Here is a 24,702-nt window from a genome sequence, read left to right as displayed (position 1 = left end):
CGCCCGGGCCGCGACCGGCGGGCCCGGCGCCTCGACGCCCGCGCCGGGCGACCGCGGTTCGAGGGGGACGGGCCGCGGGTGGCCGTGGTGGGCGGCGGCATCGCGGGCCTGTCCGCGGCCACGGTCCTCGCCGAGCGCGGCGTGCGCGTCACCCTCTACGAGCGGGACGGGCAGCTCGGTGGCCGGCTGGCGGGATGGGGGACGCGGCTGGCGGACGGCTCGGAGGCGACGATGAGCCGTGGCTTCCACGCGTTCTTCCGGCAGTACTACAACCTGCGGGCGCTGCTGCGGCGCACCGATCCGGGGCTCCACGGTCTGACGGGGCTGGCGGACTATCCGCTGCGCCACCGCGACGGCGGGCAGGACAGCTTCGCCCGGGTGCCCCGCACGCCGCCGCTCAGTGCGCTCGGCTTCGTCGCGCAGAGCCCGTCCTTCGGCTGGCGGGATCTGGGGCGGATGAACGCGCGGGCCGCACTGCCCCTGCTCGACGTGGGTGTCCCGGAGGTGTACGAGGCGCTCGACGGGGTGAGCGCGACGGAGTTCCTGGCGGGGATCCGGTTCCCCGAGGCGGCGCACCACCTGGCGTTCGAGGTGTTCTCGCGCAGCTTCTTCGCCGATCCGGCGACCCTCTCGGCGGCCGAGCTGGTGCTGATGTTCCACATCTACTTCCTCGGATCCAGTGAGGGGCTGCTGTTCGACGTGCCCCGCGAGCCGTTCCCGCAGGCCCTGTGGGACCCGCTGGCCCGGTATCTGGGCGGGCTAGGCGTGGAGGTCCGCACGGACACGGCGGTGCACGCGGTGCGCCCCGTCGGCGAGGAGCGGGTGGAGGTGGTCGCGGGAGAGGCGGCCGAGGAGTTCGACGGGGTGGTGCTGGCCCTGGACACCGGCGGGCTGCGGTCGGTGGCCGGCGCGTCCCCGCAGCTCGTGGGCCTGCGGTGGCGGGCTGCGGTCGCCCGGCTGCGGACGGCGCCGCCGTTCCTGGTGTCGCGGCTCTGGCTGTCGCGGCCGGTGGCGGGCGAGCGGCACGGCTTCCTCGGGACCAGCGGCTTCGGCGGCCTGGACAACGTCAGCGTCCTGGACCGCTGGGAGGGCGAGGCGCACCGGTGGGCGTTGCGCACCGGTGGTTCGGTGGTGGAGCTGCACGCGTACGCGGTCGATCCGGCGGAGCGGCGGCGGGAGGTGGAGGAGGGTCTGGTGCGCCGGCTGCGTGAGGTGTATCCGGAGACGGGGCGCGCCGACGTCGTCGACGTCCGCCACGAGTGGCGCGAGGACTGTCCTCTGTTCACGGTCGGGGGCTACGCGGAACGGCCCGGTGTGCGCACGGGTGACGCCCGGGTGGTGGTGGCCGGAGACCTGGTGCGCACGGGTCTGCCGGTGGCGCTGATGGAACGGGCGGCGACCAGCGGGTTCCTGGCGGCCAACGCCCTGCTGGAGCGGTGGGGCGTACGGGGCGAGACGCTGTGGACGGTGCCGGATCGCGGCCGGTCCGCCGCGGGCCGGGCACTGGCGGGCCTCGGGCGGCGGGCGGACCGGCGGCGGTGACGGTCCGGCGGCGCGGCGGTCCGGCGGCGCGGCGGTCCGGCGTCGCGGCGGCCCGGGACTGTGGGTCAGCCGGGGAACCGGCCGGTGCTGCGCAGTTCCCAGCGGCGTTCGGCGTAGGCGAGGTCGTCGCGCCACAGGCGGCCCGCGGCGCGGCGCACGAGGGGCCGCAGCAGCGGGGCGGCAGTGCGGGCGAGGGCGAAGCCGGGGCGGTGGGAGGTGGCGATGACGGCTTCGATGACCCGGGTGCGGGGACGGCCGTCGCGGCCGGGCCCCAGCGGGGTGGCGTGCGTTTCGACGACGGAGCCCTCGCCTTCGCCCTCGGTGATGTGCATGACGACCGTGCGGGGGCCGGGGGCGGTGAACTCGGCGGTCACGGGCACGACGGCCCGCCGGGCCAGCTTGAAGGAGACGCGCACCCTCAGGACGTCGCTCTCGGCGCCGTCGTCGAGGACGGTGAGGTCGACGAAGGAGTACGGGTGGAACCACGCGCCGTGCCAGGGGTCGAGGCGGTTGGCGACGACGTCCTCGGGCTCACAGGTGCCGGTGCCGGTGTAGACGGCGCTGAGGGAGTCGGCGGCGGGCGGGCGGGGCGGCACGGCGGGGGCGTCGAGGGGTGCCTCGCCGCCCTGGTCGTCGAGCCGTACCCAGGCGAGGACGCCGTCGTCGTGGGCGGGGTGGGGGGCCCAGCCCGCGAAGGGGGCGCCGTTGAGGGCGAGTCCGTGCCAGGGGCAGACCAGGGTCCCGCAGCGGACCGGGGCCTGGGCCAGCGCGGCTCCCAGGTGCGGACAGGCGCCCGGGCCGGCGACGAGGGCTCCGTCGGCGCCGCGCCATGCCACGATCTCGGCGCCCCCGACCGTGGTCCCGTAGGCCGCGTCCGTGCGGACGGCACTGCTGGGGCCCAGGACGTACCAGTTGCCGGCGGGCCGCGCGCGGGCCCGTTTGAGGGCGGCGTCGATGAGCCGGGGCGAGGCGTCCCTCCAGGTCGGTTCCTGCCGGTGCCAGGAGACCGGGTCGCGGCGCAGCCTGACCGGGATGCGGCGGCGGGGGGCGCGCGGGCTCATCGGGACGGCTCCTTGACGGCGGGGGCGGCGGGGGTCGTGAGGCGGCCGGCCGCGATGGCGGCCAGTCCGGTCGCGGCCACCGCCGCGCGGCGGGTGAGGGGGACCGCGGAGCGGCGGTGGACGCTGGCGTACCCGTCGCGGGCGACGGCGTCCAGGATCTCGCCGTAGAGGACGAAGGCGGTGCGGACGCAGGGCCGGGAGCGGGGGTCGAGCATGTCCAGGCCCGGCCGGGCCCTCGCGTAGAAGCGCCGGGCCAGGGCGGCGGCGGAGCGCAGGGCGCAGGTGATGCGCGGGTCACTGCGGCCGGTGCGTCTGCTCCAGGTCAGCAGCGCGCGGTCCACGCCCTCGGCGGCGAGGAGGTCGGCGGGCAGGTAGACGCGGTCGCGGTCGAGGTCCTCGCCCACGTCCCGGATGAAGTTGGTGAGCTGGAACGCCTCGCCGAGGGCGGCGGCGTGCGGGGCGGCCTCCTCGCGCGGGGTGGTGTGGCCGAGTACGGGGAGCATCTGGAGGCCGATGACGGCGGCGGAGCCGTGCATGTAGCCGCGCAGCGCGTCGAGCGTGCCGTAGTCGGTGACGGTGAGGTCGCTGCGCATGGAGGCGAGGAAGTCGTCGAAGTGGCTGTGGGGAATGCGGTAGCGGTGTGCGGTGTGGGCGACGGCCGTGACGACGGGGTGGCGGCCGGGGCCGCCGTTGATCGCCGTGCGGAGGTCGGCCGACAGGATCTGGAGCCGTTGGGCGCGGTCGGCTCGGCCGTCGGGGGTGGTGAGGTCGTCGACGATGTCGTCGGCGAGCCGGGCGAAGGCGTAGAGGGCGTGCACGGCGGGGCGACGGGAGGCCGGCAGCAGCCGCGTGGCGAGGAAGTACGTCTTTCCGTGCCGGGCGTTGAGGCGCCGGCAGCGGTCGAAGGCCCCGCGCAGGGCGGGGTCGGTGATGGCAGCGGCGTCCAGTTCGCGTCGCGTCATGCGGGGCTGCCTTTCGTCGCTGCAGGAAGGGGTGCTGCGGGGCGGGGGCGGGGTGGGCCGGTGATGCGGGCGGCGGCGAGGCGTCCGGAGATCAGGACGGTGGGTACGCCGACGCCCGGGGTGGTGCCGCAGCCGGCGAGTACGGCGTTGGCGGCGCCGCGTACGAGGTTGCGGGGGCGGAAGGGGCCGGTCTGGGGGAAGGTGTGGGAGACGGAGAAGGGGCTGCCGGCGGCGTGGCCTTGGGCGGCCCAGTCGGCGGGGGTGACGAGGACCTCCGTGTCGACGGCGTCGGCGAAGCCGGTGAGGCCGCGGTGCTCCAGCTCCCGCAGCAGGCTGTCCCGGTAGCGGGGTCCGAGGTCCTTCCAGGAGGCCGCCGAAGGGCCGACCGTGGTGTTGGGGCAGGGCGCGAGCACGTAGTGGGTGTGCTTGCCGGGCGGGGCGAGGCCCGGGTCGGTGGCGGTGGGCCGGGTGACGAGGAGGGAGGGGTCGCTCATCAGGCGGCCGGTGCGGGTGATCTCGTGGAAGGTCTGCTTCCACGCGGCGCCGAAGGAGATCGTGTGGTGGGCCAGCTCGGGCCAGGTGCGGTCGGTCCCGGCGTGCAGGACCACGGCCGACGGTGAGTGGCGCAGGGGGAGCGGGCGGCGCGGCCGGGCGCCGAGCAGCCGGTAGGAGACGGGCAGGTCGGGGGTCAGGACGACCGCGTCGCAGGGGATGCGCTGCCGGTCGGTGACGACGGCGGTGATGCGGTCGCCGGTGCGCTCGAGCCGTGTGACGGTCTGTCCGTAGTGGAGGGTGGCGCCCGCGTCGGCGGCGGCCGCGGACAGGGCGGTGGGGACGGCGTGCATGCCGCCCTCGGGGAAGTACACCCCGGCGATCGTGTCCATGTAGGCGATGACGGCGTAGGCGGCGAGCGCGCGGGCCGGTGGGACGCCGGCGTAGAGGGCCTGGAAGGAGAAGACGCGTTGCAGGCGCTCGTCCGTGATGAACCGGCCGATCGCCGGCTGGAGACGGCCGAATCCGCCCAGTGCGGCGAGCCGGGCCAGGTCCGGGTGGAGGAGCGAGAGGGGCGAGTCGAAGTTGGCGTCGATGAAGCGGCCCATCTGCGCCTGGTAGAGGTCGTGCAGCCACCGGCGCAGTCGGCGGTAGCCGGCTGCCTCGCGGCCGCCGGCGAAGCGTGCGACCTCCGCCTCCATGGCCTGGGCGTCGGTGTGGACGTCGAGGCTGCTGCCGTCCGCGAACCGGGCGTGGTAGGCGGGGTGGAGGGGACGCAGGGCCAGCCGGTCGGACATCTTCTGGCCGACCGCGGCGAAGGCCTCTTCGAGCAGGTGCGGCATGGTCAGGACGGTGGGGCCGGTGTCGAAGCGGTAGCCGTCGCGCTCGATCAGGCCGGCGCGGCCGCCCGGGAGGGCGTCGCGTTCGACGACGGTGACGGTCCTGCCGGCGCCGAGGAGGTGGAGGGCGGCGGAGAGGCCGGCGAGGCCGGCGCCGACGACCACCACGTGGTCGGTCCGTCCGGTGATCGTCCTCATCGGGCCGCCCCGTACCGGGCGGCCGGCTCCGGGGTGCGGGCGTCCTGCCCCGGCGGCGAGGCGACGTGGCGCAGCAGTTCGGTCAGGTGCTGTGCGGCGCGGCCGTGCAGGCGCGCCGCGGCGAGGTGGCGTTCGGATGCGCGCGCCAGGCGTTCGATGCGCCGTTCGACCTGAGCGGGCGCGCCTGTGGACCGCAGGGCTTCGCGGACCGAGGCCAGGGCCGGTCCGGAGAGGGGCCCGCTCCCCCGGCAGTCCTGGAGGAGGTCGACCACGTCGGTGGCGCCGGTGGCGCGGGCCCGCGCGTGGGCCAGGGCGAGCAGGTAGGTCGCCTTGCCGGAGCGGATGTCGTCTCCCGAGGGCTTTCCGGTCGCCCCGGGGTCGCCGAACACGCCCAGGAGGTCGTCGCGGAGCTGGAAGGCGATGCCGGCGCACCGGCCGGCCGCGGCCAGGGCCCGGGTGGTGGAGTCGTCGGCTCCGGTCAGCGCCGCGCCCAGGGCCAGGGGTTGCTCCACCGTGTAGCGGGCCGTCTTCAGGCAGACGGTACGGATGGCCTGGGCCGCCGACCGGGAGGAGGTGGCCTGACCGTGCAGGTCGAGGTACTGCCCGGCCACCATCTCCGTCCGCATGGCCCGCCAGATCCGCAGGATCTCCGTGCGCACCCGCGGGTCGAGGTCGACGCCGGCGACCAGGTCGTCCGCCCACGAGAGCGCGAGGTCTCCGGCCAGGACCGCGACCGATTGGGCGAACGGCGACGGGCCGGGGCCGTGCGCGGGCCCGGGCCCGGTCGCCGGGAACTCCAGGGCGATCTGCGCGTGGAAGGAGGGTCTGCCGCGGCGCACGACCGACTGGTCCATGACGTCGTCGTGGACCAGGGCGCAGCTCTGGATCAGCTCGAGTGCGGCGGCGATGCGCAGGGCTCCGGACACGTGGGCGTCCGCACCGCCGCAGGCCCGCAGGGCCCACCACAGGAGCCGGGGGCGGATCCGCGAGCCGCCGCCGAGGGTGAAGGCGGACAGCCGCTCCGCGACGTCGGTGGCGAAGACCGGGTCGAGCGACCGGCTGTACGCCACGGACTCGGCGCAGAAGGCGGCCAGTTGTCCCGTGACGGCACCGGTCACGTCGGCGTCGACGGCCGCTGCGGTGGGGGGCGGCGCGATGTGTGCGGTGTGTTGCCGGGGGGCGGTGGTGAGGTGTCGAGCAACCGACTTCGCGTGCATTGGGTCCTCCGTGTCGTGAAGTGGTGCTTGCCACCTGTTCCGCGTTCAGCGGGCGGACGGATGCGCTCTCTTGCGGTCGCGGGCCGTACGAGCCATCTGTCCCCCGTGGGCTGAGCCGTTCAGACAGCGCGGGCCCGCCGTCCACCCGATGGGTGCATCTGCCGCGGGCTCTGCCCGCAGGTCGGATCACTCCCGGTTCGGGGGCCATGGTTTGGCGTCCTGTGGGCATGAGCGCGCAGAGGGGCATCCATGAGCGTGCCCCCGTGCCGACGGATGTCGGCACGTCCGTGGAAGAAGGAGGATGTTCTTCATGTCGCAGGTCGAAGAGTCCATCGAGGTCGACGTCCCCGTCCGCATCGCCTACAACCAGTGGACGCAGTTCGAGACGTTTCCCCACTTCATGGACGGCGTCGAGAGGATCACTCAGGTCAACGACACCCTGACGCACTGGGAGACCAAGGTCGCCGGTGTGGCGCGGGAGTTCGACGCCGAGATCACCGAGCAGATCCCCGACGAGCGCGTCGCCTGGACGACCGTCGGCGGCGAGGCGAAGCAGGCCGGTGTCGTCACCTTCCACCACCTGGCCGACAGCAAGACCAAGGTCATGCTGCAGCTCGACTACGACCCCGAGGGGTTCACCGAGAACATGGGTGACAAGCTCGGCTTCGTCAAGCGGCAGGTCACCGGCGACCTCAAGCGCTTCAAGGAGTACATCGAGGCCCGGGGCACCGAGACCGGCTCCTGGCGCGGCGAGGTGTGAGGCCCGACGGACATGCGGCGGGGCCGGGACCACAGGAGTGGTCCCGGCCCCGCCGCATCTGTGCTCGCGGCCGGTGTCGTCAGGCGGCGGCGGGCTGGGGCTGGCGCAGTTGTGCCTGCCCGAAGAGGAGGGCGTAGCCGTCGGGGAGGTGCTGGAGGATGCGGGCGAGGAGGTCGGGGCCGGCGAGTGCGCTCACAGAGGCGAGGACGGCTCCGGTGTCCCAGCGGGCGATGGCGGGGCTGACGCCGGTGCGTGCGGCCAGGGCCTTCACGAAGCCCCAGCCGGTGAGCTGTTCGGCGTCCGGGGCGCAGGAGGTCAGGGCGAGGGCCGCTTCGAGGGGCAGCCGCTGGGCGAGGTCGACGCGTTCGTCGACGGTGAGCTGACGGCCGAGTGCGGCGAGGACGGTCCGGACGGCTTCCTCCGCGCGCTCGCGGGTGGGGTAGGCGCCCTCGTAGCGGACGCGCTCCAGCATCTGGGCGAACGTGGTGGCGGGGGCGGGCCGGTCCGGTCGAGGCTGGTCGTACATGGTGCTGCGGTTTCCTTTCTCTTCGAGGGTTCGATCTCTGGCCGGGCGGCGCGCCGGTCGGGTGGGCCGGTCAGGCGGGCCGGGGGTGGCCGAAGAGGAGGTCGTAGCCGGGCGGGAGCTGGAGCAGGACCTCTCGGGTGAGCGGCTCCCCCGCCGCGGCGGCCACGGTGGACAGGACGGCGCCGATGTCCCACAGGGCGGTCTGTTCGGTGGCGCCCTCGATCCAGGCCGCGGTGGCGCGGACGAAACGCTCGGGTGAGAGCGGTTCCGCTGCCTGGAGCGGGTTGAGGAGGATCAGGGCGTAAGTCTCCGGGAGCCGGGCCGCGAGCTGGGCCCGCACCGTGCCGACGAGATGGGCGCCCAGCAGGGCCAGGACGACGCGGGCCACCCGCTCGGCCTCCTCGACGGTCGTGTACTGGCCGTGCTCTTGGACGTGGGCGAGGAACGCCTCTCGTCGCATCGACATCACGTCACCTCCGAGGAAGGGGAGCGGGGCGGCGGAGGACGGGTGCCGGAGGGGGACCGGTTCCCCGTCCCGCGCCGCTGGTATGCGGGGGCCGTTCAGCCGGAGATCTGCTTCTGTCCGTCCGTGCGGCCGATGCTGATCTTGCGGGGCTTGGCGCGCTCGGCGATCGGGATGCGCAGGGTCAGGACGCCCGCGTCGTAATCGGCCTGGATCCGCTCGGTGTCGAGGGTGTCGGCCAGGACGATCTGGCGGGAGAAGACACCGAGGGGCCGCTCGGAGAGCTCCATCTGCACGGTGTCGGCCTGCCGGGCGGGCCGCCGTTCGGCCTTGACCCGCAGCATGTTCCGCTCCACGTCGATCTCGATCGCCTCGGTGCTCACACCGGGCAGGTCGAAGGCGATCACGTACTCGTCGCCCTCGCGGTAGGCGTCCATCGGCATGACGGACGGCTTGGACCAGGTCCCGGTCGTACCCGACAGCTGCTGGACGAGCCGGTCCATCTCACGGAACGGGTCAGTACGCATCAACATCGTGAAACACCTCCGGTCGGTTCGGGCAGAAACTGCCACTGCGCTTCCACGTGCATCCGTTGTAGCATGTCATCGAAACGATGACAAGCAGGGTGTCATCCTGAGGATGACGAGCAGCGGAGAGTGCCATGAACGAAGCCCCCGAGCCGGCTGCCCCGGCCCCTTTCACCGCCGTGGCGGCGGCCCTGGAAGCCATCGACAACGCCGTGCGGAGCGCGCACCGCTCCCCCGCGGACGCGCCGCCGCCCGGGCCGGGCGACGCGCCGGGCCCCCACCCGGCTCCGGCTCTGGCCGCGCTGCAGCTGCTGCGCGAGGTCCGGGAGCAGCTGGCCGGCTGGGAGAGCGGCCTGATCGAGACCGCCCGGGGCCGGGGCGCGAGCTGGGCCGACCTCGCCGGACCGCTGGGCGTCGCCAGCCGCCAGGCCGCCGAACGCCGCTACCTCCGCCTGCGCCCGGGCACCGCCGGGTCCACCGGCGAGCAGCGGGTCCAGGCCACCCGCAACACGCGCGCCGCCGACCGCACCGTCACCGCCTGGGCCCGTGACAACGCGGCCGACCTGCGTCGCCTCGCGGGCCAGATCACCGCCCTCACCGGCCTCCCCGACGGCGCCCGGAGTGCGGTGGGCGACCTGAACCGGGCCCTCGCCGACAACGACGCGGCCCACCTCGTACGCCCCCTGGCCGACACCCGGCCCCACCTGCGCCCCCAGGACGCCGCACTCGCCGACCGCATCGACTCCATGACCCGCCACACCGACCGGCTCCGCCGGGACAGCCACGACCAGCGGAGCACGTGATCCCGAGGCCCGGGTCCGGTGCGCTCCCGTCGGCCGCGCACCGGTCCTACAGGCCCGGCCGCGCACTGTCCTACAAGCCCAGGGCCCGGGCCTCCGTGATGCTCGCCCAGTCGTTCTCCGGGTTCGCCCAGAACGAGATCTTCAGGTAGCGCGCGTCCAGGGACCCTTGGCCGAAGAGCACGGTCTCGGGGGACGTGGTCGTCCCGGAGCTGCGGCCTTCCCAGGCCTTGGTGTAGGAGACGCCGTCCTGCGAGACGTGGATCGTGTAGTCGTTCCACCTGAGGTCGCCGCGGTGCCAGGCGGTGGTCGCGCCGCACAGCTGGCGGACCGCGCCGGTGTCAATGACGAGCGCCGCCCCGAAGCCCTGGCCGGACCAGCGTGTCGCGGGGTCGCCGTCGATCGCGTGGGCCGGCGGATTGGCGGGCTCGTACGTGGAGGCGGAGGCGGCCGCCGCCGTGACCGGCCGCGTGCAGGCCCGCTGCGGGGAGACGTCCCGGTGGGCGGCCCGTTCGTCACCCAGACGCACGGCGTCGTAGTACATCACGCGCTGCGTGGTGCCGGAGGGGGCGCCGGTGTTCCAGTCCCATTTGTAGATCCCGAACTTGAAGTAGGGCGAGCGGGGCCCCCCTCCGTGCGTCGCTCCTGTGCGGTGGACGACCCGCTCGCCGTTCCTCCACACCTGGAGCAGGCCGGTGCTGTCGGTACGCCAGGTCACGCGGAAGACCCAGTCGACCCAGACACCGGTGGCGTAGGGGCCCAGGTCGATCATCTCGCCGCGGAAGTCGATCTTCCAGCGGCCCTCGTCGGTGAGCAGGGCCAGAGGAGGGGAGCCGCCGGGGCAGCCGGAGTCGCACTGGTGCCACTGGCTGACGATCTCGGCCGAGGTGTCGGCCACCCAGGTCGACGCCAGGTTGATGCTGAAGCCGTACCAGCGTTCGGCGCCGGCGGGTTGCTCGTCCCGCTGGGACACCTCGGCGCGTTTGCTGCTGGAGACGACCGGGTCGGACTTGCGGAGCTCGAACCGGGCGGCGTGGGAGCCGTCCCGCACGGGGGCCGTGACGTTGGTCGCGCCGTACGCCGTCGCCCAGTGCTTGTTGAGGTTCGGGGGCGCCGCCGCGGGGAGGGTGCGGTCCGCGGACTGCTCCCAGTCGAGGGTGCGCTGTACACCGGCGGGGTCGGCCTGCGCCGTCTGCACGGGCGCCAGGGCCACCCCCGCGGCGGCCACGGCCGAGACGAGGACGGATAACCAGGCTCTGGTACGCGGTCGGTTCATGATCGAGCTCCTCCGGGGACGCTTCGCGGATCGGTCCGACGCTCTGTGGTGCCGGGCAGGGACTCTTCCCGCTGCGGTGGGGCCGTGCAAGGGTCGGCGCCCCGGCGCGCGGTGGTACTCGGAAAGCGCCGAACGCGCCACCGGCGGAGCCTCCGGCACCATCCGCCAGGCCAGGCGCCCGACCGGCCCGGCGCGGACGGCCCGCCCGGGTGAGCGGCGTTCCCGCGCTGCGGGGGCGGGGTCCGGCGGCGACGGCGGGGTCAGCGGTCCTCGAACGCGAAGGCCTCGGCCAGCGCGGCCTCCTGCTCCGCCACGTCCCCGGCGTCCCCGGCGACGACGGCGTACCGCCAGGAGCGGCCGTCGGCCGGTTCGTCCGCGTAGAGGACGACGCCCTCGCCCCGGGCCGGGTCGAAGGCGAGCCGGTGCTCGCGCAGCCGGTCGAGGGCCGCTTCGAAGGCGAGGGGCTGCCCTGCCCGGCCCTTCGCCACCGACCAGGCCGGACGGGCGTTGCCCGACGCCGCCGTCAGCCGCATCACCATGGTGTGCGGGGTGGTGGTGGCCGTACGGCGGATGTTGCTCTCGCTGGCGTAGGCCGTACCGTCCGCGTCCACCAGCGCGTCGAGTCCGAACGGGCCGGCGTAGCCGTGGGCGGCCAGGTGGCGGCCCAGGGCCATCCCCCATTCCTCCAGTTCGTCGGAGAGGTGTGCACAGGACGGGGGGAGCGGGGAGACGTACCCCGTGAAGGAGCCGCGGTCCGTCCGCATCGCGCCGCTGAACAGGACGCGCGGCCCGGAGGCGGTCACCTCCAGCTGGATGCTGACCGACTCGGCCACGTCCAGGCACTCCTCCACCACCCACACGCCGTCCGGGCCCCCGACCGCGTCGAGCACCAGGGGCGCTCCGCCCCTGAGGTCGTCGCGGGACAGGAAGCGCATTCCGTGGCCTCCCGCGGAGCGGTCGGGTTTGACCACGACGTGCTCGTGGTCGCGCAGGAGCTCGCGGACCACGCCTTCCGTCTCGGAGCGCCGGCAGGCCCGTCCCACGGGCAGCCGCAGGCCCAGGTGTCTGGCGGCCTCGCGGAACCCGGCCTTGGTGTTGAGCAGCATGGTCGTCTTCACCGCGGCCTCGGCGGCCTCCACCGTGGGATAGGGGTGCACGCGCAAGCCGATGTCCCGGGCGAACGCGATGGCCGACGCGTCGAGCGCCGTCGGCAGGAGGGCCGCGCCGCGGTCGGCGGCGAGGGTCCGCAGGTGTGCGGAGAGTCCGGCCTCGCGCACCGCCCGTGCCAGCGGGACGGCGCCGGCCGGAGGCACTTCCACGACCGTCACCGACCCGGGTGGCACGCCCGTCAGGTCGTACGCGTACCGCAGGAACTCCCGGCTCAGGGGCACGGGGGTGACCAGCACGTCACCGGGTCGCAGCAGCCACGCCTTCCTCGGCGCCTGCTGCGACCACTGCGTCAGCACCTGTCCCTCGTTGAGGTCCACCGCCAGGTCGGAAAGGAAGTTCGCGAAGACAACGAACGGGCCCTCTTCACGCACGGCTGCTCCTCTCGTCGCCGATCTCGTCGTCGCCGGTCCCGGCCGATCCCGGCCGTCCACCGCGGGCCGCGGCCGTCCGCCGCAGGCCACGGCCGTCCTCGGACGTCCGCGGCCCAAGACGAGGCCCTGGCGCCCAGCGCATGCCCAGGGTCGGACGGAACACACGGCGGCGCCACCGGGGGCACCCGAAGACCTCGCTGGTTCCCCGGCACGACCGGTGCCATGCTGGTCACAGGACCCACGCGCCAACGGCGTGTCCCACCGGCTCCGCGCGATGAGCGGAGCCCCGCCCTGACGACAGGACCCGCGTTCATGCCCGCCCGACCGACCCCCCGCGCGACCGGCGACGAGAGCCCCGGTCCGGACACCCTGACCCGCTCCGCGATGCGACCCGACGGCACGCTCGTCCTCCACCTGAACGGCGAGTACGACGTGGATACCGTCGTCCCCCTGCGCGAGGCCCTGAACCGGGCCAACGCCGACCGGGTCCCGCACACGGTCCTCGACGTCTCCGGGGTGACCTTCGCGGACTCCACCCTGCTCAACCTCTTCATCCAGGCTCACCACCGCCTGGCCCGGCTGGTCTTCGCGGGGCCCGTTCCCCCGCAGCTGCAACGGCTCTTCAACCTCACCGGCGTCGCCGAGATCTTCACGTTCGCACCCGATGTCACGGCTGCCTGCGCCGACACCTCCCCCGCCTGACCCGGCGTGCCGCCCCGAACACCCGTCGTCGCGCCGCACTCCGTAGAGTGTCCCGGCAGGCCTCCGCATGGGCGTGGCCGCTCGGCGGGCAGGACGGGCCGATGATCCATCCAGCGGAGGGCAACGACCGGTACATGTCGACACACCGCCCCATGTCCGTTTCCACCGTGTTCGCAGGCACCGAGAAGATCGCCGACGCCCGGGACCTGGCCCGCGCCTTCCTGGCGGATCTGCGCACCTCGCACGGGCTGCCGGTGTCGGGCCGCGCGGTGGACACGGTCGAGCTGGTGGTCAGCGAGCTGGTGACGAACGCCCGCAAGTACGCGCCGGGCCCCTACTCGCTGACGCTGGCGGTCCGGGACACCTCCGTGGAGGTCAGCGTGTGGGACAGCAGCCCCACGCCTCCGTCCATCCTGGCGGCCGACCCGCTCAGGGTCGGCCAGCACGGCCTGGAGATCGTCATGGCGGCCGCGCACCGCTTCCAGGTCAGTCAGGAGTCCGCCGGGAAGCGGATCACGGCAGCCATCCCGATGACCGACGGTCCCGGCGACGCCTGACACCCGGGCGGTCCTGAGGGTGTCAGGCGGGTGGTCAGCGCACGGTCAGTGCACCTGGATACCGATGAGACAGGTGTCGTCGTCGGTGTCCGAGGCGCTGTAGGTCAGCAGGTTGTCGAGGCGCTTGTCCAGCGAGTCCGCGGGCCTCGAGGCGACGGCGAGCAGTTGCGTCAGGGAGTCCGTGACCGAGGCGTCCCGGCGCTCGACGAGGCCGTCGGTGTACATGAGCAGGACGTCCTCGCGTTCGAGTTGCACCTCCTCTTCGACGTACGTCAAATCGGGCAGCGCGCCGAGAAGCATCCCCGGGGCGAGGGAGAAGGCCCGGGCTTGTGCTCCCCGGATCAGCACAGGCGGCAGGTGGCCGGCGCGCGCCCAGCGGAGCGTACGGGTCGCGGGATCATAGATCCCGCACACGGCGGTGGCAGTGAGGTAGCTCGTGAGGTGATGGGTCACGGTGTTCAGCCAGGAGAGCAGCTGCGCGGGGCCGGCGCCGGTGACGGCCAGGCCGCGCAGGGCGTTGCGCAGGACGACCATGCCGGTGGCCGCCTGGATGCCGTGTCCGGCGACGTCCCCGACGCTGATGAGGATCTTCTTGTCGGGGAGGACCACGGAGTCGTACCAGTCGCCGCCGACCAGTGACTCGGACTCGGCCGGCCGGTACCGGACGGCGATGCGGATGCCGGGTACCTCCAGCGGGGCCGGGGCCGGCGGCATGATGGCCTGCTGGAGCTGCAGGGCCAGCTTGGTCCGGTCGGCGGATTCGGCCTCGCTGCTGGCGAGCTGGTCGCGCGTGGCCGCGAGGGCCACCTCGGTCCAGTGCTGCGCCGAGATGTCCTGGCACGCGCCGCGTACGGCGTACAGGCGTCCCTGCTCGTCCAGGACCGGTTCCGCCACCACGCGGATGTGTCGGGTGATGCCGTCGGGACGTCTCAGGCGGAAGTCGACCGAGGACTCCCGCAGCCGGTGCAGGAGGGTCCGCAGGAAACGCCCGATCGAGTTGACGTCGTGGGGGTGGGCGTGGCTCGCCAGGTCTTCGATGGGGACGGGGGAGGCGTCCGCGGGCAGGCCGAACAGGGTGAAGAGCTGGCCGTTCCAGGTGATGGCACCGGTGCGGACGTTCTGTTCGAAGCCGCCGACCCGGCCGAGTCGCTGCGCGTGCTGCAGGAGGCTGGCGAGCCGTGCGGTTTCGTCCTCGATCTTCCAGATGAGGAGGAGGGCGGTGCCGTGCCGGCTGATGCTGACGTCGGCGACGGAGGTGAGCGCGACCTCGTCGACGAAGGCCGTCAGGGCCGTGTGCGGGGCCCGGCACGGCTCTCCGGTGGCGTAGACGCGCTCCAGCTTGGAGAACAGCCCGTTGCCCTCCGCGGCGGCGGGATAGGCCTCGAGAAAGTGCACGCCGGTGACGAGCGACCGGGGCCGCCCCGCGGGGTCGACGAACCGGTCGTTGCTGTGGTGGATGCGGAAGTCCGCGAGCTGCCCGCCCGCGTCGAGGTGCGGGGTGAGGACCAGTACGGGGTCGTGGAGCTGGTCGGCGAGGTCCGCCAGCTCGGCGATGCCCGCCAGGTGCGGGGCGCCGGTGGTGCAGGGCTGCTCCTCGGGGGACCGCTCCTCGAGGGTGTGGGCGCACAGCTCGGCCATGGCTTCCAGCTGCCGCAGGATCTGCTGCCGCTGGGGCGGCAGCGGGTCCGGCCAGCTCACCTCGAGCACGCCGTGGATACGGCCTCCGGTACCCGCCGGGACGACGATGCGCCCGCCGTCGGGATGCCGGCGCCGCCCGATCGTGGGGATTCCCGCGTCGGAGAGGGAGGCCACCGCGGTGAGCTCGCGGTGGTGCAGGGCCAGGCGCGCGCAGGTGGCGACCTCCGGGGGGACGTAGCGCCAGCGGTCGGCTTCCTCCTCGGTGAATCCGGCCTGGCCGACCAGGGCGAGCGAGGAGTCGGAGCCGACCACCCAGATCGCGACGCCGTGGGCGCCCAGCGGTCGCAGCGCGTTCTCCAGCAGGGCGCCGGCGACGGCCTGGGAGTCGGTCGCGGCGAGCATGCCGCTCTCCGCCGCCCGCAGCCGAACCGCGGGTGCGGGCGCCCGCGGGGCGTCGGGCCCGCCGCCGGTGGACTCCAGGAAGTGCTCGGCGATCTCGCTGACGCGGTCGCGGGCGGACTGGTTGATGACGTCGACGGCCAGGCCCAGGACGGTGGTACCGGACTGCTCGGCGAGCATGGTGAGCTGCCGGGAGGCCTCGGCGGGCCCGCATCCCAGCCGCCCCACCAGAATCCCCTTGGCCATTTCGATCAGCGCGCGGCCGTCGGCGGCCCACTGGGCCTCCGACGCCTCCTGCCGCAGCCGCTCCACGGTGGCGGCCAGCCGTCCCACGTCGCCCGACTCTTCGGGACGCGAGGCGGGGGCGGCGCCCGGCAGGGCGCGATCCCCCTCCGCCGCCCGGCGGGCGGCGGGGACCTCCTGAGCGCCGCCGTGGTCGCGGGGGCCGGAGGGCGGCCGGATCGCTCCGGGCTCGTCGTGGGCGTGGTTCACCGGACGTCGGCTTCTTCCGTGGGGTCGGCGGGGGCGAGGAGGTCAGGCACGGGAGGAACCGGGCTTCTCCGGCGCCGGGAGCCACTTGCGGAGCCGTGCGATCAGGTCGTTCGCGTCGACGGGCTTGGTGACGTAGTCGCTCGATCCCGAGGCGATGCTCTTCTCACGGTCCCCGGGCATGGCCTTCGCGGTCACCGAGATGATGGGCAGGTCGGCGTACTGGGGCATCTTCCTGATCTCCGCGGTCGCGGCGTACCCGTCCAGTTCGGGCATCATGACGTCCATCAGGATGAGGTCGATGCCGGGGGTGCTCAGCAGGGTCTCGATGCCCTTGCGCCCGTTCTCGGCGTGCAGGACCCGGATGCCGTGCAGTTCGAGGATGCCGCTGATCGCGTACAGGTTGCGGGGGTCGTCGTCGACGACCAGGACGGACTTGTCCGCGAGGCTGGCGTCGATGTAGGCGTGGCCCGACGGGGCCGCCTCGCTCTCGGGCCGCACGAGGGGCAGGACGTCCCCGAGCCCGTCGACCGACAGGTGCAGGGTGATCCGTTCGCGGAGCTCGTCCAGGCTGGAGAGCACTTCGAGGCGGTGGCCGGTCGCGTGGCGGGCGACCTCTTCCTGCTGTTCCCCGGTCATGCGCCGGTTGTCGTGGGCGAGCACCGGGAGCGAGGCCAGGGCGGAGTCCCCCGCCAGGGCGCGCAGGAAGTTCAGGGCCTCGCCGCTGGATCCCAGTTCGAGGACCACGCAGTGGAACGGCGCCTGGGCGAGCACGGCGGCCGCGTCCGCGGCGGTCACTGCGGCGACGACCTCGACCTCGTCGGCGGGTCCGCCGGCGCCCCGCCCGGCGACCAGGTCGGCGGCGGCGCTCTCGGCGACGAGGCTGAGCAGGCCGTTGCTGCGCTCCTCGATCACCAGCAGGCGGCGGGGGTGGCGGTCCTCCTCCGGGTCGGCGACGCTCTCGTCCTCTTGGTGGAGGGGTTCGCGGGCGGCGCCCTCCAGCGCGGGCGCCTCGGCGTCCCGCTCGATGAAGTCGGGTCGGGAGGCCGGCAGGTAGAGGGTGAACGTGGACCCCTCGCCGGGGATGCTGCTCGCGGTGACCACACCGCCGAGGAGTCGGGCGATCTCTCTGGTGATGGACAGGCCGAGACCGGTGCCGCCGTACTTGCGGCTGGTCGTTCCGTCGGCCTGCTGGAACGCGGCGAAGATCACCTCCAGCTGCTCCTCGGCGATGCCGATGCCGGTGTCGACCACCTTGAAGGCCACCACCGATCCGGCGCGGGCCAGCTCCGCGGGGAGGTCCGCGCCGTTCGCGGGTTCGATCCGCAGCTGGACCCGGCCGCTCTCGGTGAACTTCACCGCGTTGGAGAGGAGGTTGCGCAGGATCTGCTGGAGCCGTGCGTCGTCGGTCAGCAGGTCGACCGGTACGCCGGCCGAGCTGATGATGTCGAACTCGAGGCCCTTTTGGCTGGTCAGCGGCCGGAAGGACGCTTCCACGTAGTTGAGCAGCCGCTTGAGCGACACCCGTTCCAGATTGACGTCCATCTTGCCCGCCTCGACCTTCGACAGGTCGAGGATGTCGTTGATGAGCTGGAGGAGGTCGGATCCGGCGGAGTGGATGATGCCCGCGTACTCGACCTGCTTGGGCGTCAGGTTGCGGCTCGGGTTCTGGGAGAGCAGCTGGGCCAGGATGAGCAGGCTGTTGAGCGGCGTGCGCAGCTCGTGGCTCATGTTGGCCAGGAACTCCGACTTGTACTTCGAGGCCAGGGACAGCTGCTGGGCGCGGTCCTCGAGCTCCTGGCGGGCCTGCTCGATCTCCAGGTTCTTCGTCTCGATGTCGCGGTTCTGGGTGGCGAGCAGGGCGGCCTTCTCCTCCAGTTCCGCGTTGGACCTCTGGAGCTCGTCCTGCTGGACCTGCAACTGCTCGGATCGGGCCTGCAGTTCACCCGTCAGGCGCTGGGACTCGCCGAGCAGTTCGTCCGTCCGCGCGTTGGCGACGATGGTGCTGACGTTGACTCCGACCGTCTCCATCAGGCGCCCGAGAAAGTCGCGGTGGACGGGGGTGAAGGAGCTGAACGTGGCGAGTTCGATGACGCCGAGGACCTGGTCCTCGACGAGGATGGGCAGCACGATGAGGTTGGCGGGGACGGCCTCGCCCAGGCCGGAGGAGATCAGGTAGCCGGGGGGCACGTTGGTGGTGGTGAGGATGCGGCGGCTGCGGGCCGCCTGGCCGACCAGGGTCTCGCCGTGTCGTACCCGCTGCGCCGCGGGGCGGTCGGCGGGCCGTCCGAAGGAGCCGATCAGGGTGAGCCACGTCGCCCCGTCGGTCTCCTCGGCGAGGTAGAACGCGCCGTAGCTGGCGTCGACCAGGGGCGCCAGCTCGTCCATGACGAGTTCCGCGACCACGGCCAGGTCCCGGTGGCCCTGCATGAGGCCGGAGATCTGCGCCAGGTTCGACTTCAGCCAGTCCTGCTCCTGGTTGGCGAGTGTCGTCTCGCGGAGCGAGCCGACCATCGAGTTGATGTTGTCCTTGAGCTCGGCGACCTCGCCGGAGGCGTCGACCGTGATCGACCGGGTCAGGTCGCCCTCGGCCACGGCGCTGGCCACCTCGGCGATGGCGCGCACCTGGCGGGTCAGGTTCCCGGCGAGCTCGTTGACGTTCTCCGTCAGCCTCTTCCAGGTGCCCGAGACGCCCTCGACCTCGGCCTGGCCGCCGAGGCGGCCCTCGCTGCCGACCTCGCGGGCCACGCGGGTCACCTCCGCCGCGAACGAGGACAGCTGGTCGACCATCGTGTTGATGGTGGTCTTCAGCTCCAGGATCTCGCCGCGCGCGTCCACGTCGATCTTCTTCGACAGGTCCCCGTTGGCCACGGCCGTGGTGACCAGCGCGATGTTGCGGACCTGGCCGGTCAGGTTGTTCGCCATCGAGTTGACGTTGTCGGTCAGGTCCTTCCACGTCCCGGCGACGTTCGGTACGCGGGCCTGGCCGCCGAGGCGGCCCTCGGTGCCGACCTCGCGGGCGACGCGGGTGACCTCGTCCGCGAAGGCGGACAGGGTGTCGACCATCGTGTTGATGACCCCGGCCAGCGCCGCGACCTCGCCCTTGGCCTCCACCACGATCTTCTGTGACAGGTCTCCGCGGGCCACGGCCGTCGCCACCTGGGCGATGGAGCGCACCTGGCCGGTCAGGTTCGACGCCATCACGTTGACGTTGTCGGTCAGGTCCTTCCACGTACCCGACACGCCCCGGACGGTGGCCTGGCCGCCCAGATTGCCCTCGGTTCCCACCTCTCGTGCCACACGGGTCACTTCGTCAGCGAAGGCGGACAGCTGGTCGACCATCGTGTTGATGGTCTCCTTGAGCTCCAGGATCTCGCCGCGGGCGTCGACCCGGATCTTCTGCGAGAGGTCGCCCTGCGCCACCGCGGTGGTGACCTCCGCGATGGAGCGGACCTGCGCGGTGAGGTTGTCGGCCATGAAGTTCACCGAGTCGGTCAGGTCGCGCCAGGTGCCGGAGACGCCCTTGACGTCCGCCTGTCCGCCGAGCCGGCCGTCGGTGCCGACCTCCCGGGCGACACGGGTGACCTCGTCCGCGAAGGCCGACAGCTGGTCGACCATCGTGTTGATGGTCGTCTTCAGCTCCAGGATCTCGCCGCGGGCGTCGACCCGGATCTTCTGCGAGAGGTCGCCCTGCGCCACCGCGGTCGCGACCTCCGCGATGGAGCGGACCTGCGCGGTGAGGTTGCCGGCCATGAAGTTCACCGAGTCGGTCAGGTCGCGCCAGGTGCCGGAGACGCCCTTGACGTCCGCCTGTCCGCCGAGCCGGCCGTCGGTGCCGACCTCCCGGGCCATGCGGGTGACCTCGTCCGCGAAGGCCGACAGCTGGTCGACCATCGTGTTGATGGTGTTCTTCAGCTCCAGGATCTCGCCGCGGGCGTCGACGGCGATCTTCTGGGACAGGTCGCCCTTGGCCACGGCCGTCGTGACCTGGGCGATGTTGCGGACCTGGTCGGTGAGGTTGCCGGCCATGAAGTTCACCGAGTCGGTCAGGTCGCGCCACACGCCGGCGACTCCGGGCACTTCCGCCTGCCCGCCGAGCCGGCCCTCGCTGCCGACCTCCCGGGCGACACGGGTGACCTCGTCCGCGAAGGAGGACAGCTGGTCGACCATCGTGTTGACGGTGTCCTTCAGCTCCAGGATCTCGCCCCGCGCCGCCACGTCGATCTTCTGCGACAGGTCGCCGCGGGCGACCGCGGTGGCGACCTGGGCGATGTCACGCACCTGCGTGGTCAGGTTGCCGGCCATCGCGTTGACGGAGTCCGTCAGGTCGGCCCACGTGCCGGACACGCCCGGCACCTCCGCCTGGCCGCCCAGCGTCCCCTCCGTGCCGACCTCGCGGGCGACGCGCGTCACTTCCGAGGTGAAGAGGGAGAGCTGGTCGACCATGCCGTTGAAGACCGTGGCGATCTCCCCCAGCAGCCCGTCGGCCTCGTCCGGCAGGCGCGTGCCGAAGTCACCGTCACGCACCGCCGTCAGCCCCGCCAGGAGCTGGCGGAGCTCCGGCTCCCCCACCGCTCCCGAATCCTTCACTTCTGCTGCGGTAGCCGCCGGCTTGCCCATCACTGCCCCATTTCCCCTGTGCCCAGGACCTGCCCGAGGCGTCGCGTCTCCCCGCCAGGCTAAGACCATCACACACCACCGAACGCCCCGGCCGCCGAGCAGCTGGTCCCGGACCGGCGAAAGCCCGTGTCGTGCCTGGCCTGAAGGCCGAGGGCGTGCTGAAAAACCGGAAGCTAGAGTAAGCGCACGGGCCTCTCGCCGTGGGCCCGCACGAGGCCGGGACGGGGACAGGGACGGGGAAAGGCTGTGGATCGCAGGTGATCACGCAGACGGACAGGGAACTCCGGGTCCATGACGTGGGCCACGGTGATCACGTGTGTCTGGCGTACGCCGACGACGCGGAGCAGCGCCGTGTGGTCACCGCCTACGTGTCGGCCGGTTTGGAGCGTGGGGAGCGGGTGCTGTACCTGGCCGATCAGGACGCCCCGGGGCGGGTGCTGGACTGGCTCGCCTCGGCGGGGTGGGATCCGCGGCGGGCCCTCGCGAGCGGCGGGCTCGTGGTCACCACGGCGGAGGAGGGCTACCTCGCGGGCGGGTCCTTCGACGCGGAGGCCATGGTCGCCACCCTGCGGCGGGAGGTGGAGGACTCCCTGGCCGCCGGTTACCGCGGTTTCAGGGTCAGCGGCGAGATGGGCTGGGCGCTGCGCGGTGTGCCCGGGACGGAGCAGCTGGAACGGTACGAGACCCGGGTGACCGAGGTGTTCGCCGGGCAGGCGGCCTCGGCGATCTGCCAGTACGACGCCCGGCGCTTCGGTCCCGACGCCCTGGACGCCTTCGACCGGTGCCACCCCGGCGCCGTGGAGCCGGCCGAGCTGTACGGCAGTGCGGGGCTGCGGCTGCTGCCGTCCTTCCGGGCCGGCCGCCGGGCCCTGCGCGTCGTGGGCACGGTGGACTACCGCGCCACGGAGGCGCTGGCCGGCGCGCTGGAGACCGCACTGCAATGGCCCGGCGACGTGTGGGTGGACATGAGCGAGCTGGAGTTCATCGACCTGGCCGGGGTGCGGGCGCTGGCCCACGCGGCCGGTCGGATGCCGGCCGGGCGGCGGCTGCACGTGGTGGACCTGGCGCCGCTGATGTGCCAGGTGATCAGCATGGTCGGCTGGGACGAGACACCTTCCCTCGTCGTCAGCGCCCGGGGAGCCACGGCATGACGGACCTCCGCACGGCTCCGGCGGCGCATGACGGCCCGCGCCTGACGCACCAGGGCCTGGTCTACGGCAGCGACCGGGAGTTCCTGGACGCGACCGTGCCGTTCTGCCTGGACGGCCTCCACCGGGACGACGCGGTCCTGGCGGTGACCACCGGGGGCAACATCGACCTGCTGCGCCAGGCGCTGGGGGACGCGGCCCCCCACGTGGCGTTCGTCACTGCCGACGACTGGTACCAGTCCCCCGGGCGCACCCTGAGCGCCTACTACCGCTACGTCGGCCGGCACACCGCCGGCCGGCCGCAGCGGCAGGTGCGGGTGATCGGCGAGCCGGTGTGGCACGGCCGCGACGAGCTGGAGACCCGCGAGTGGACCCGGTACGAGTCGGCGATCAACATCGCCTTCGCCTCCTGTCCGGCATGGATCGTCTGCCCGTACGACACGCGGCGCCTCCCCGAGGCCGTGGTCGCCGACGCCCGGCGGACCCACCCCCAGCTCGTCGCCGGTCCGGGCGCGCGCGCCAGCGGCCACTACCTCCCGCCCACCTCGCCCGACGGCGCGTGGTCGGGCGGCGCACGGGAGGAGGTGCCGGCGGCGGAGCCGGTACCGGGCCGCGCAGTCCCCTCGATGCGCTTCGGAGCCGACCTGGGGGAAGCCCGCTCGTTCGTCTCGGAAACGGCTGTATCGCTGGGAATGTCACCTTCCGGTGCGCAGCGGCTGGTGCTCGCCGTCAACGAGGTGGCCACCAATGTGGTCCAGCACGGCGGCGGCAGCGGCGAGGTGGTTCTGGAACGCACCGGCCACCGCATCGTGTGCGACGTCACCGGCCCCGGGCGGACGGGTGCCGACTGGTACGAGGGCTACCTTCCGCCGGACCCGGCGCATGGACGGGGGCACGGCCTGTGGGTGGTGCGCCAGCTCTGTGAGCTGGTGGAGATCGACGCCCGGCACGGCGGTACTTCCGTACGCCTGCACGTGAACGTGTCCTGAAACCGGCGGCACGGCCTTCCGGGACGCACGGGTGGACGGCTGCTGGGTGGGAAGACGGTGCCTCGGGCACCAGTCGCGTCCCGCCCCACGAGGGGGCTGCCGTGTGGAGGAGCAGAGATGTTGGTGAAGGGCCTGAAGGGCTTCCGCGGGTTCATACTCCGCGGGAACGTGGTCGATCTGGCGGTCGGCATCGTCATCGGAGCCGCGTTCACCGCCGTGGTCAACGGGTTCGTGAAGGCGTTCCTCACCCCGCTGGTGGGCCTGGCCGCCGGTGTGCGGGGCAACTTCACCACGCGGACCTTCAAGGTCGCGGGGACGGACTTCCCGTACGGCGCCTTCGTCGACGCGGTCATCAGCTTCGCGCTGGTCGCGGCCGCCCTCTACTTCCTGGTCGTGCTGCCGGTCAACAAGCTGCACGAGCGCTTCGCACCCCACCAGGACGTCCAGGCCGACAAGAAGGACTGCCCGGCGTGCCTGAGCCCCGTCCCGCTCCTCGCGCGGCGCTGCGCGCACTGCACCGAGGAGCTGACGCCCGGACGGGAGGCGCCGCAGTACCCGCACGAGGCGGTCGCCCCGCCGCGTGAGCGTTCCTGAGCCGGGAGCGCGGGGCGGGCCTTCGGCGGCTGTCCCCGGCAAGATCGGGTAGGCGGAGGCTGAGAACTTCGCACGGGAACGGTGGTCGGCTTGCTCGGTATGACGGGGATCGATGTGGTGTACGCGTGCGTGGGGCTGGGAGCCCTGTGTGCGGCGGTGCTGCCGACGGCTCTGGCGAAACGTCCCCTCTCCTTGCCCATGGTGTTCCTGGCGGCGGGGTTCCTGGTGTTCCTGCTGCCCTTCGACGTCCTCCCGGACCTCGACCCCGTCCGGCACCGGGGCCTGGTGGAGCACCTCACCGAGGTGTGCGTCGTGATCGCGTTGATGGGCGCGGGTCTGGCCATCAACCGGGCGCCGGGCCTGCGGGCCTGGGGGACGACATGGCGCCTGCTGGGTCTGGCCATGCCCCTGACCATCGCGGTGACGGCGGCTGCCGCGGGATGGCTGCTGGGGTGGCCGCCGGCGGTGGCCCTGCTGGTGGCGGCCGCGCTCGCGCCCACGGACCCCGTGCTGGCCGCCGAGGTACGCGTGGGCGAGCCGACCGACGAGGACGACGACGAGGACGAGGTCCGCTTCGCGCTGACCAGCGAGGCCGGGCTCAACGACGGGCTCGCCTTCCCGTTCGTCCTGGCGGCCATCGCGCTGACCACGGCCTCGGCGACGGGCTGGTCCACGGAGGGGTTGTGGCACTGGGTGTGGAGTGACGTCCTGGTGCGCAGCGCGGTGGGTGTGCTGGTGGGCATCGCCGTGGGGCGGCTCCTGGGCTGGATGTTCTTCCAGGCATCGTGGAAGGCGCTGCGGCTCTCCGAGCACCGGGAGGGCTTCGTCGCGCTCGCGGCGACCTTCACGGCGTACGGGCTGACCGAACTGCTCCACGGCTACGGATTCCTCGCCGTCTTCATCGCGGCCTGCACGATCCGCGGCGCCGAGCGCGGCCACCGCTACCACCGGGTCATGCACGCCTTCACCGACCAGATCGAGAGGCTGCTCACCGCCGTCATCCTCTTCCTCGTCGGCGGTTTCATCGCCGACGGCGGCCTCGCCGCGCTGACCTGGCGCGGGGCCCTGCTCGGGGTGGTGCTCTTCCTGCTGATCCGCCCGGCCGTGGGCTGGGTCGTCCAGCTGAGGGGCAAGGCCGTCGGGAAGGAGCGGGCCGCCATCGCGGTGTTCGGCATCCGGGGCATCGGCTCCTTCTTCTACCTCGCGTACGCCCTGGGCGAGGCGGATTTCGCGGCGCCCGCGCGCGAACTGTGGGCCGTGGTGACCTTCACCGTGCTGCTCTCGGTCTTCGTGCACGGCATCGCGGCCACCCCCGTCACCGCTCGGCTCGACGGGTCGGACCGGACCGGGTGAGGGGGTCCG

Annotated in this window: 20 protein-coding genes; 9 read left to right on the top strand and 11 right to left on the bottom strand. The window is 73.1% G+C overall.

Annotated features, from left to right (window positions below):
* Positions 1-1,542: FAD-dependent oxidoreductase (locus tag ACFWU6_RS30690; protein WP_383984366.1), on the top strand; the 1,542-nt coding region annotated here is incomplete at its 5' end.
* 65 nt (positions 1,543-1,607) lie between these two features.
* On the opposite strand, the gene ACFWU6_RS30685 is transcribed toward ACFWU6_RS30690, so the two are convergent.
* From ACFWU6_RS30685 to ACFWU6_RS30670, 4 genes are read right to left on the bottom strand one after another with little or no spacing between them, the layout of a single operon-like run.
* Positions 1,608-2,603, bottom strand: a complete 996-nt coding sequence (locus ACFWU6_RS30685) for a DUF5914 domain-containing protein (protein WP_383984363.1) — start codon at positions 2,601-2,603, stop codon at positions 1,608-1,610.
* Positions 2,600-3,565 (bottom strand): phytoene/squalene synthase family protein, encoded by a 966-nt coding sequence (locus ACFWU6_RS30680; RefSeq protein WP_383984360.1) that lies wholly within the window; start codon positions 3,563-3,565, stop codon positions 2,600-2,602. The genes ACFWU6_RS30685 and ACFWU6_RS30680 overlap by 4 nt, the downstream gene beginning before the upstream one ends.
* On the bottom strand, positions 3,562-5,094 hold the full coding sequence (locus ACFWU6_RS30675; protein WP_383804570.1) for a phytoene desaturase: 1,533 nt from the start codon (positions 5,092-5,094) through the stop codon (positions 3,562-3,564). The genes ACFWU6_RS30680 and ACFWU6_RS30675 overlap by 4 nt, the downstream gene beginning before the upstream one ends.
* Positions 5,091-6,311: a polyprenyl synthetase family protein gene (locus tag ACFWU6_RS30670; RefSeq protein WP_383984357.1), complete on the bottom strand. Its 1,221-nt coding sequence runs from the start codon at positions 6,309-6,311 to the stop codon at positions 5,091-5,093. The genes ACFWU6_RS30675 and ACFWU6_RS30670 overlap by 4 nt, the downstream gene beginning before the upstream one ends.
* Positions 6,312-6,621: 310 nt before the next feature.
* Here ACFWU6_RS30670 and ACFWU6_RS30665 point away from each other — a divergent pair, with 310 nt between their 5' ends.
* A complete protein-coding gene (locus ACFWU6_RS30665; RefSeq protein WP_383984354.1) occupies positions 6,622-7,071 on the top strand; it encodes an SRPBCC family protein in 450 nt (149 codons plus the stop codon).
* A 79-nt stretch (positions 7,072-7,150) separates the two neighbouring features.
* On the opposite strand, the gene ACFWU6_RS30660 is transcribed toward ACFWU6_RS30665, so the two are convergent.
* The 3 genes from ACFWU6_RS30660 to ACFWU6_RS30650 form a co-directional block, all read right to left on the bottom strand.
* Positions 7,151-7,597: a DUF2267 domain-containing protein gene (locus ACFWU6_RS30660; protein WP_383804564.1), complete on the bottom strand. Its 447-nt coding sequence runs from the start codon at positions 7,595-7,597 to the stop codon at positions 7,151-7,153.
* Between the two features lie 70 nt (positions 7,598-7,667).
* Complete coding sequence (locus ACFWU6_RS30655) at positions 7,668-8,063, bottom strand: DUF2267 domain-containing protein (RefSeq protein ID WP_383804562.1); 396 nt, start codon at positions 8,061-8,063, stop codon at positions 7,668-7,670.
* Between the two features lie 95 nt (positions 8,064-8,158).
* A complete protein-coding gene (locus ACFWU6_RS30650; protein ID WP_383804560.1) occupies positions 8,159-8,593 on the bottom strand; it encodes an Hsp20/alpha crystallin family protein in 435 nt (144 codons plus the stop codon).
* Positions 8,594-8,721: 128 nt separating this feature from the next.
* On the opposite strand from ACFWU6_RS30650, the gene ACFWU6_RS30645 reads away from it, so the two are divergent.
* Complete coding sequence (locus tag ACFWU6_RS30645; protein ID WP_383804558.1) at positions 8,722-9,390, top strand: HSP18 transcriptional regulator; 669 nt, start codon at positions 8,722-8,724, stop codon at positions 9,388-9,390.
* A 70-nt stretch (positions 9,391-9,460) separates the two neighbouring features.
* Here the strand turns inward: ACFWU6_RS30645 and ACFWU6_RS30640 are convergent, their stop codons facing one another.
* A complete protein-coding gene (locus tag ACFWU6_RS30640; protein ID WP_383984351.1) occupies positions 9,461-10,663 on the bottom strand; it encodes a heparin lyase I family protein in 1,203 nt (400 codons plus the stop codon).
* Between the two features lie 260 nt (positions 10,664-10,923).
* On the bottom strand, positions 10,924-12,204 hold the full coding sequence (locus tag ACFWU6_RS30635; RefSeq protein WP_383984348.1) for a peptide ligase PGM1-related protein: 1,281 nt from the start codon (positions 12,202-12,204) through the stop codon (positions 10,924-10,926).
* 312 nt (positions 12,205-12,516) lie between these two features.
* Between ACFWU6_RS30635 and ACFWU6_RS30630 the strand changes: the two genes are divergently transcribed.
* Both ACFWU6_RS30630 and ACFWU6_RS30625 read left to right on the top strand, forming a co-directional pair.
* Positions 12,517-12,906, top strand: coding sequence for an STAS domain-containing protein (locus tag ACFWU6_RS30630; protein ID WP_383984345.1), 390 nt, complete (start codon positions 12,517-12,519; stop codon positions 12,904-12,906).
* Between the two features lie 152 nt (positions 12,907-13,058).
* On the top strand, positions 13,059-13,463 hold the full coding sequence (locus tag ACFWU6_RS30625) for an ATP-binding protein (RefSeq protein ID WP_383804550.1): 405 nt from the start codon (positions 13,059-13,061) through the stop codon (positions 13,461-13,463).
* Between the two features lie 45 nt (positions 13,464-13,508).
* Here ACFWU6_RS30625 and ACFWU6_RS30620 read toward each other — a convergent pair whose 3' ends face one another.
* Both ACFWU6_RS30620 and ACFWU6_RS30615 read right to left on the bottom strand, forming a co-directional pair.
* Entirely contained in the window at positions 13,509-15,992 is a 2,484-nt protein-coding gene (locus tag ACFWU6_RS30620; RefSeq protein ID WP_383984342.1) for a SpoIIE family protein phosphatase, read from the bottom strand.
* Between the two features lie 42 nt (positions 15,993-16,034).
* On the bottom strand, positions 16,035-20,579 hold the full coding sequence (locus ACFWU6_RS30615) for a HAMP domain-containing protein (RefSeq protein ID WP_383984339.1): 4,545 nt from the start codon (positions 20,577-20,579) through the stop codon (positions 16,035-16,037).
* Positions 20,580-20,866: 287 nt separating this feature from the next.
* On the opposite strand from ACFWU6_RS30615, the gene ACFWU6_RS30610 reads away from it, so the two are divergent.
* The 4 genes from ACFWU6_RS30610 (at position 20,867) to ACFWU6_RS30595 (ending at position 24,693) form a co-directional block, all read left to right on the top strand.
* Positions 20,867-21,760, top strand: a complete 894-nt coding sequence (locus tag ACFWU6_RS30610) for an MEDS domain-containing protein (protein WP_383984336.1) — start codon at positions 20,867-20,869, stop codon at positions 21,758-21,760.
* Positions 21,757-22,746, top strand: coding sequence for an anti-sigma factor RsbA family regulatory protein (locus tag ACFWU6_RS30605; protein ID WP_383984333.1), 990 nt, complete (start codon positions 21,757-21,759; stop codon positions 22,744-22,746). The genes ACFWU6_RS30610 and ACFWU6_RS30605 overlap by 4 nt, the downstream gene beginning before the upstream one ends.
* A gap of 117 nt (positions 22,747-22,863) precedes the next feature.
* Positions 22,864-23,340 carry a large conductance mechanosensitive channel protein MscL gene (gene mscL, locus ACFWU6_RS30600; protein WP_383804541.1) on the top strand — a complete coding sequence of 159 codons (477 nt, stop codon included), beginning with the start codon at positions 22,864-22,866 and terminating at the stop codon, positions 23,338-23,340.
* Positions 23,341-23,439: 99 nt separating this feature from the next.
* Complete coding sequence (locus ACFWU6_RS30595; RefSeq protein WP_383984330.1) at positions 23,440-24,693, top strand: cation:proton antiporter; 1,254 nt, start codon at positions 23,440-23,442, stop codon at positions 24,691-24,693.
* Positions 24,694-24,702 lie beyond the last annotated feature (9 nt).

Source organism: Streptomyces sp. NPDC058674 (assembly GCF_042716505.1).
In the GTDB taxonomy this organism is placed as follows: Bacteria; Actinomycetota; Actinomycetes; order Streptomycetales; family Streptomycetaceae; genus Streptomyces.
This window is presented reverse-complemented; position numbering and strand designations above follow the sequence as displayed.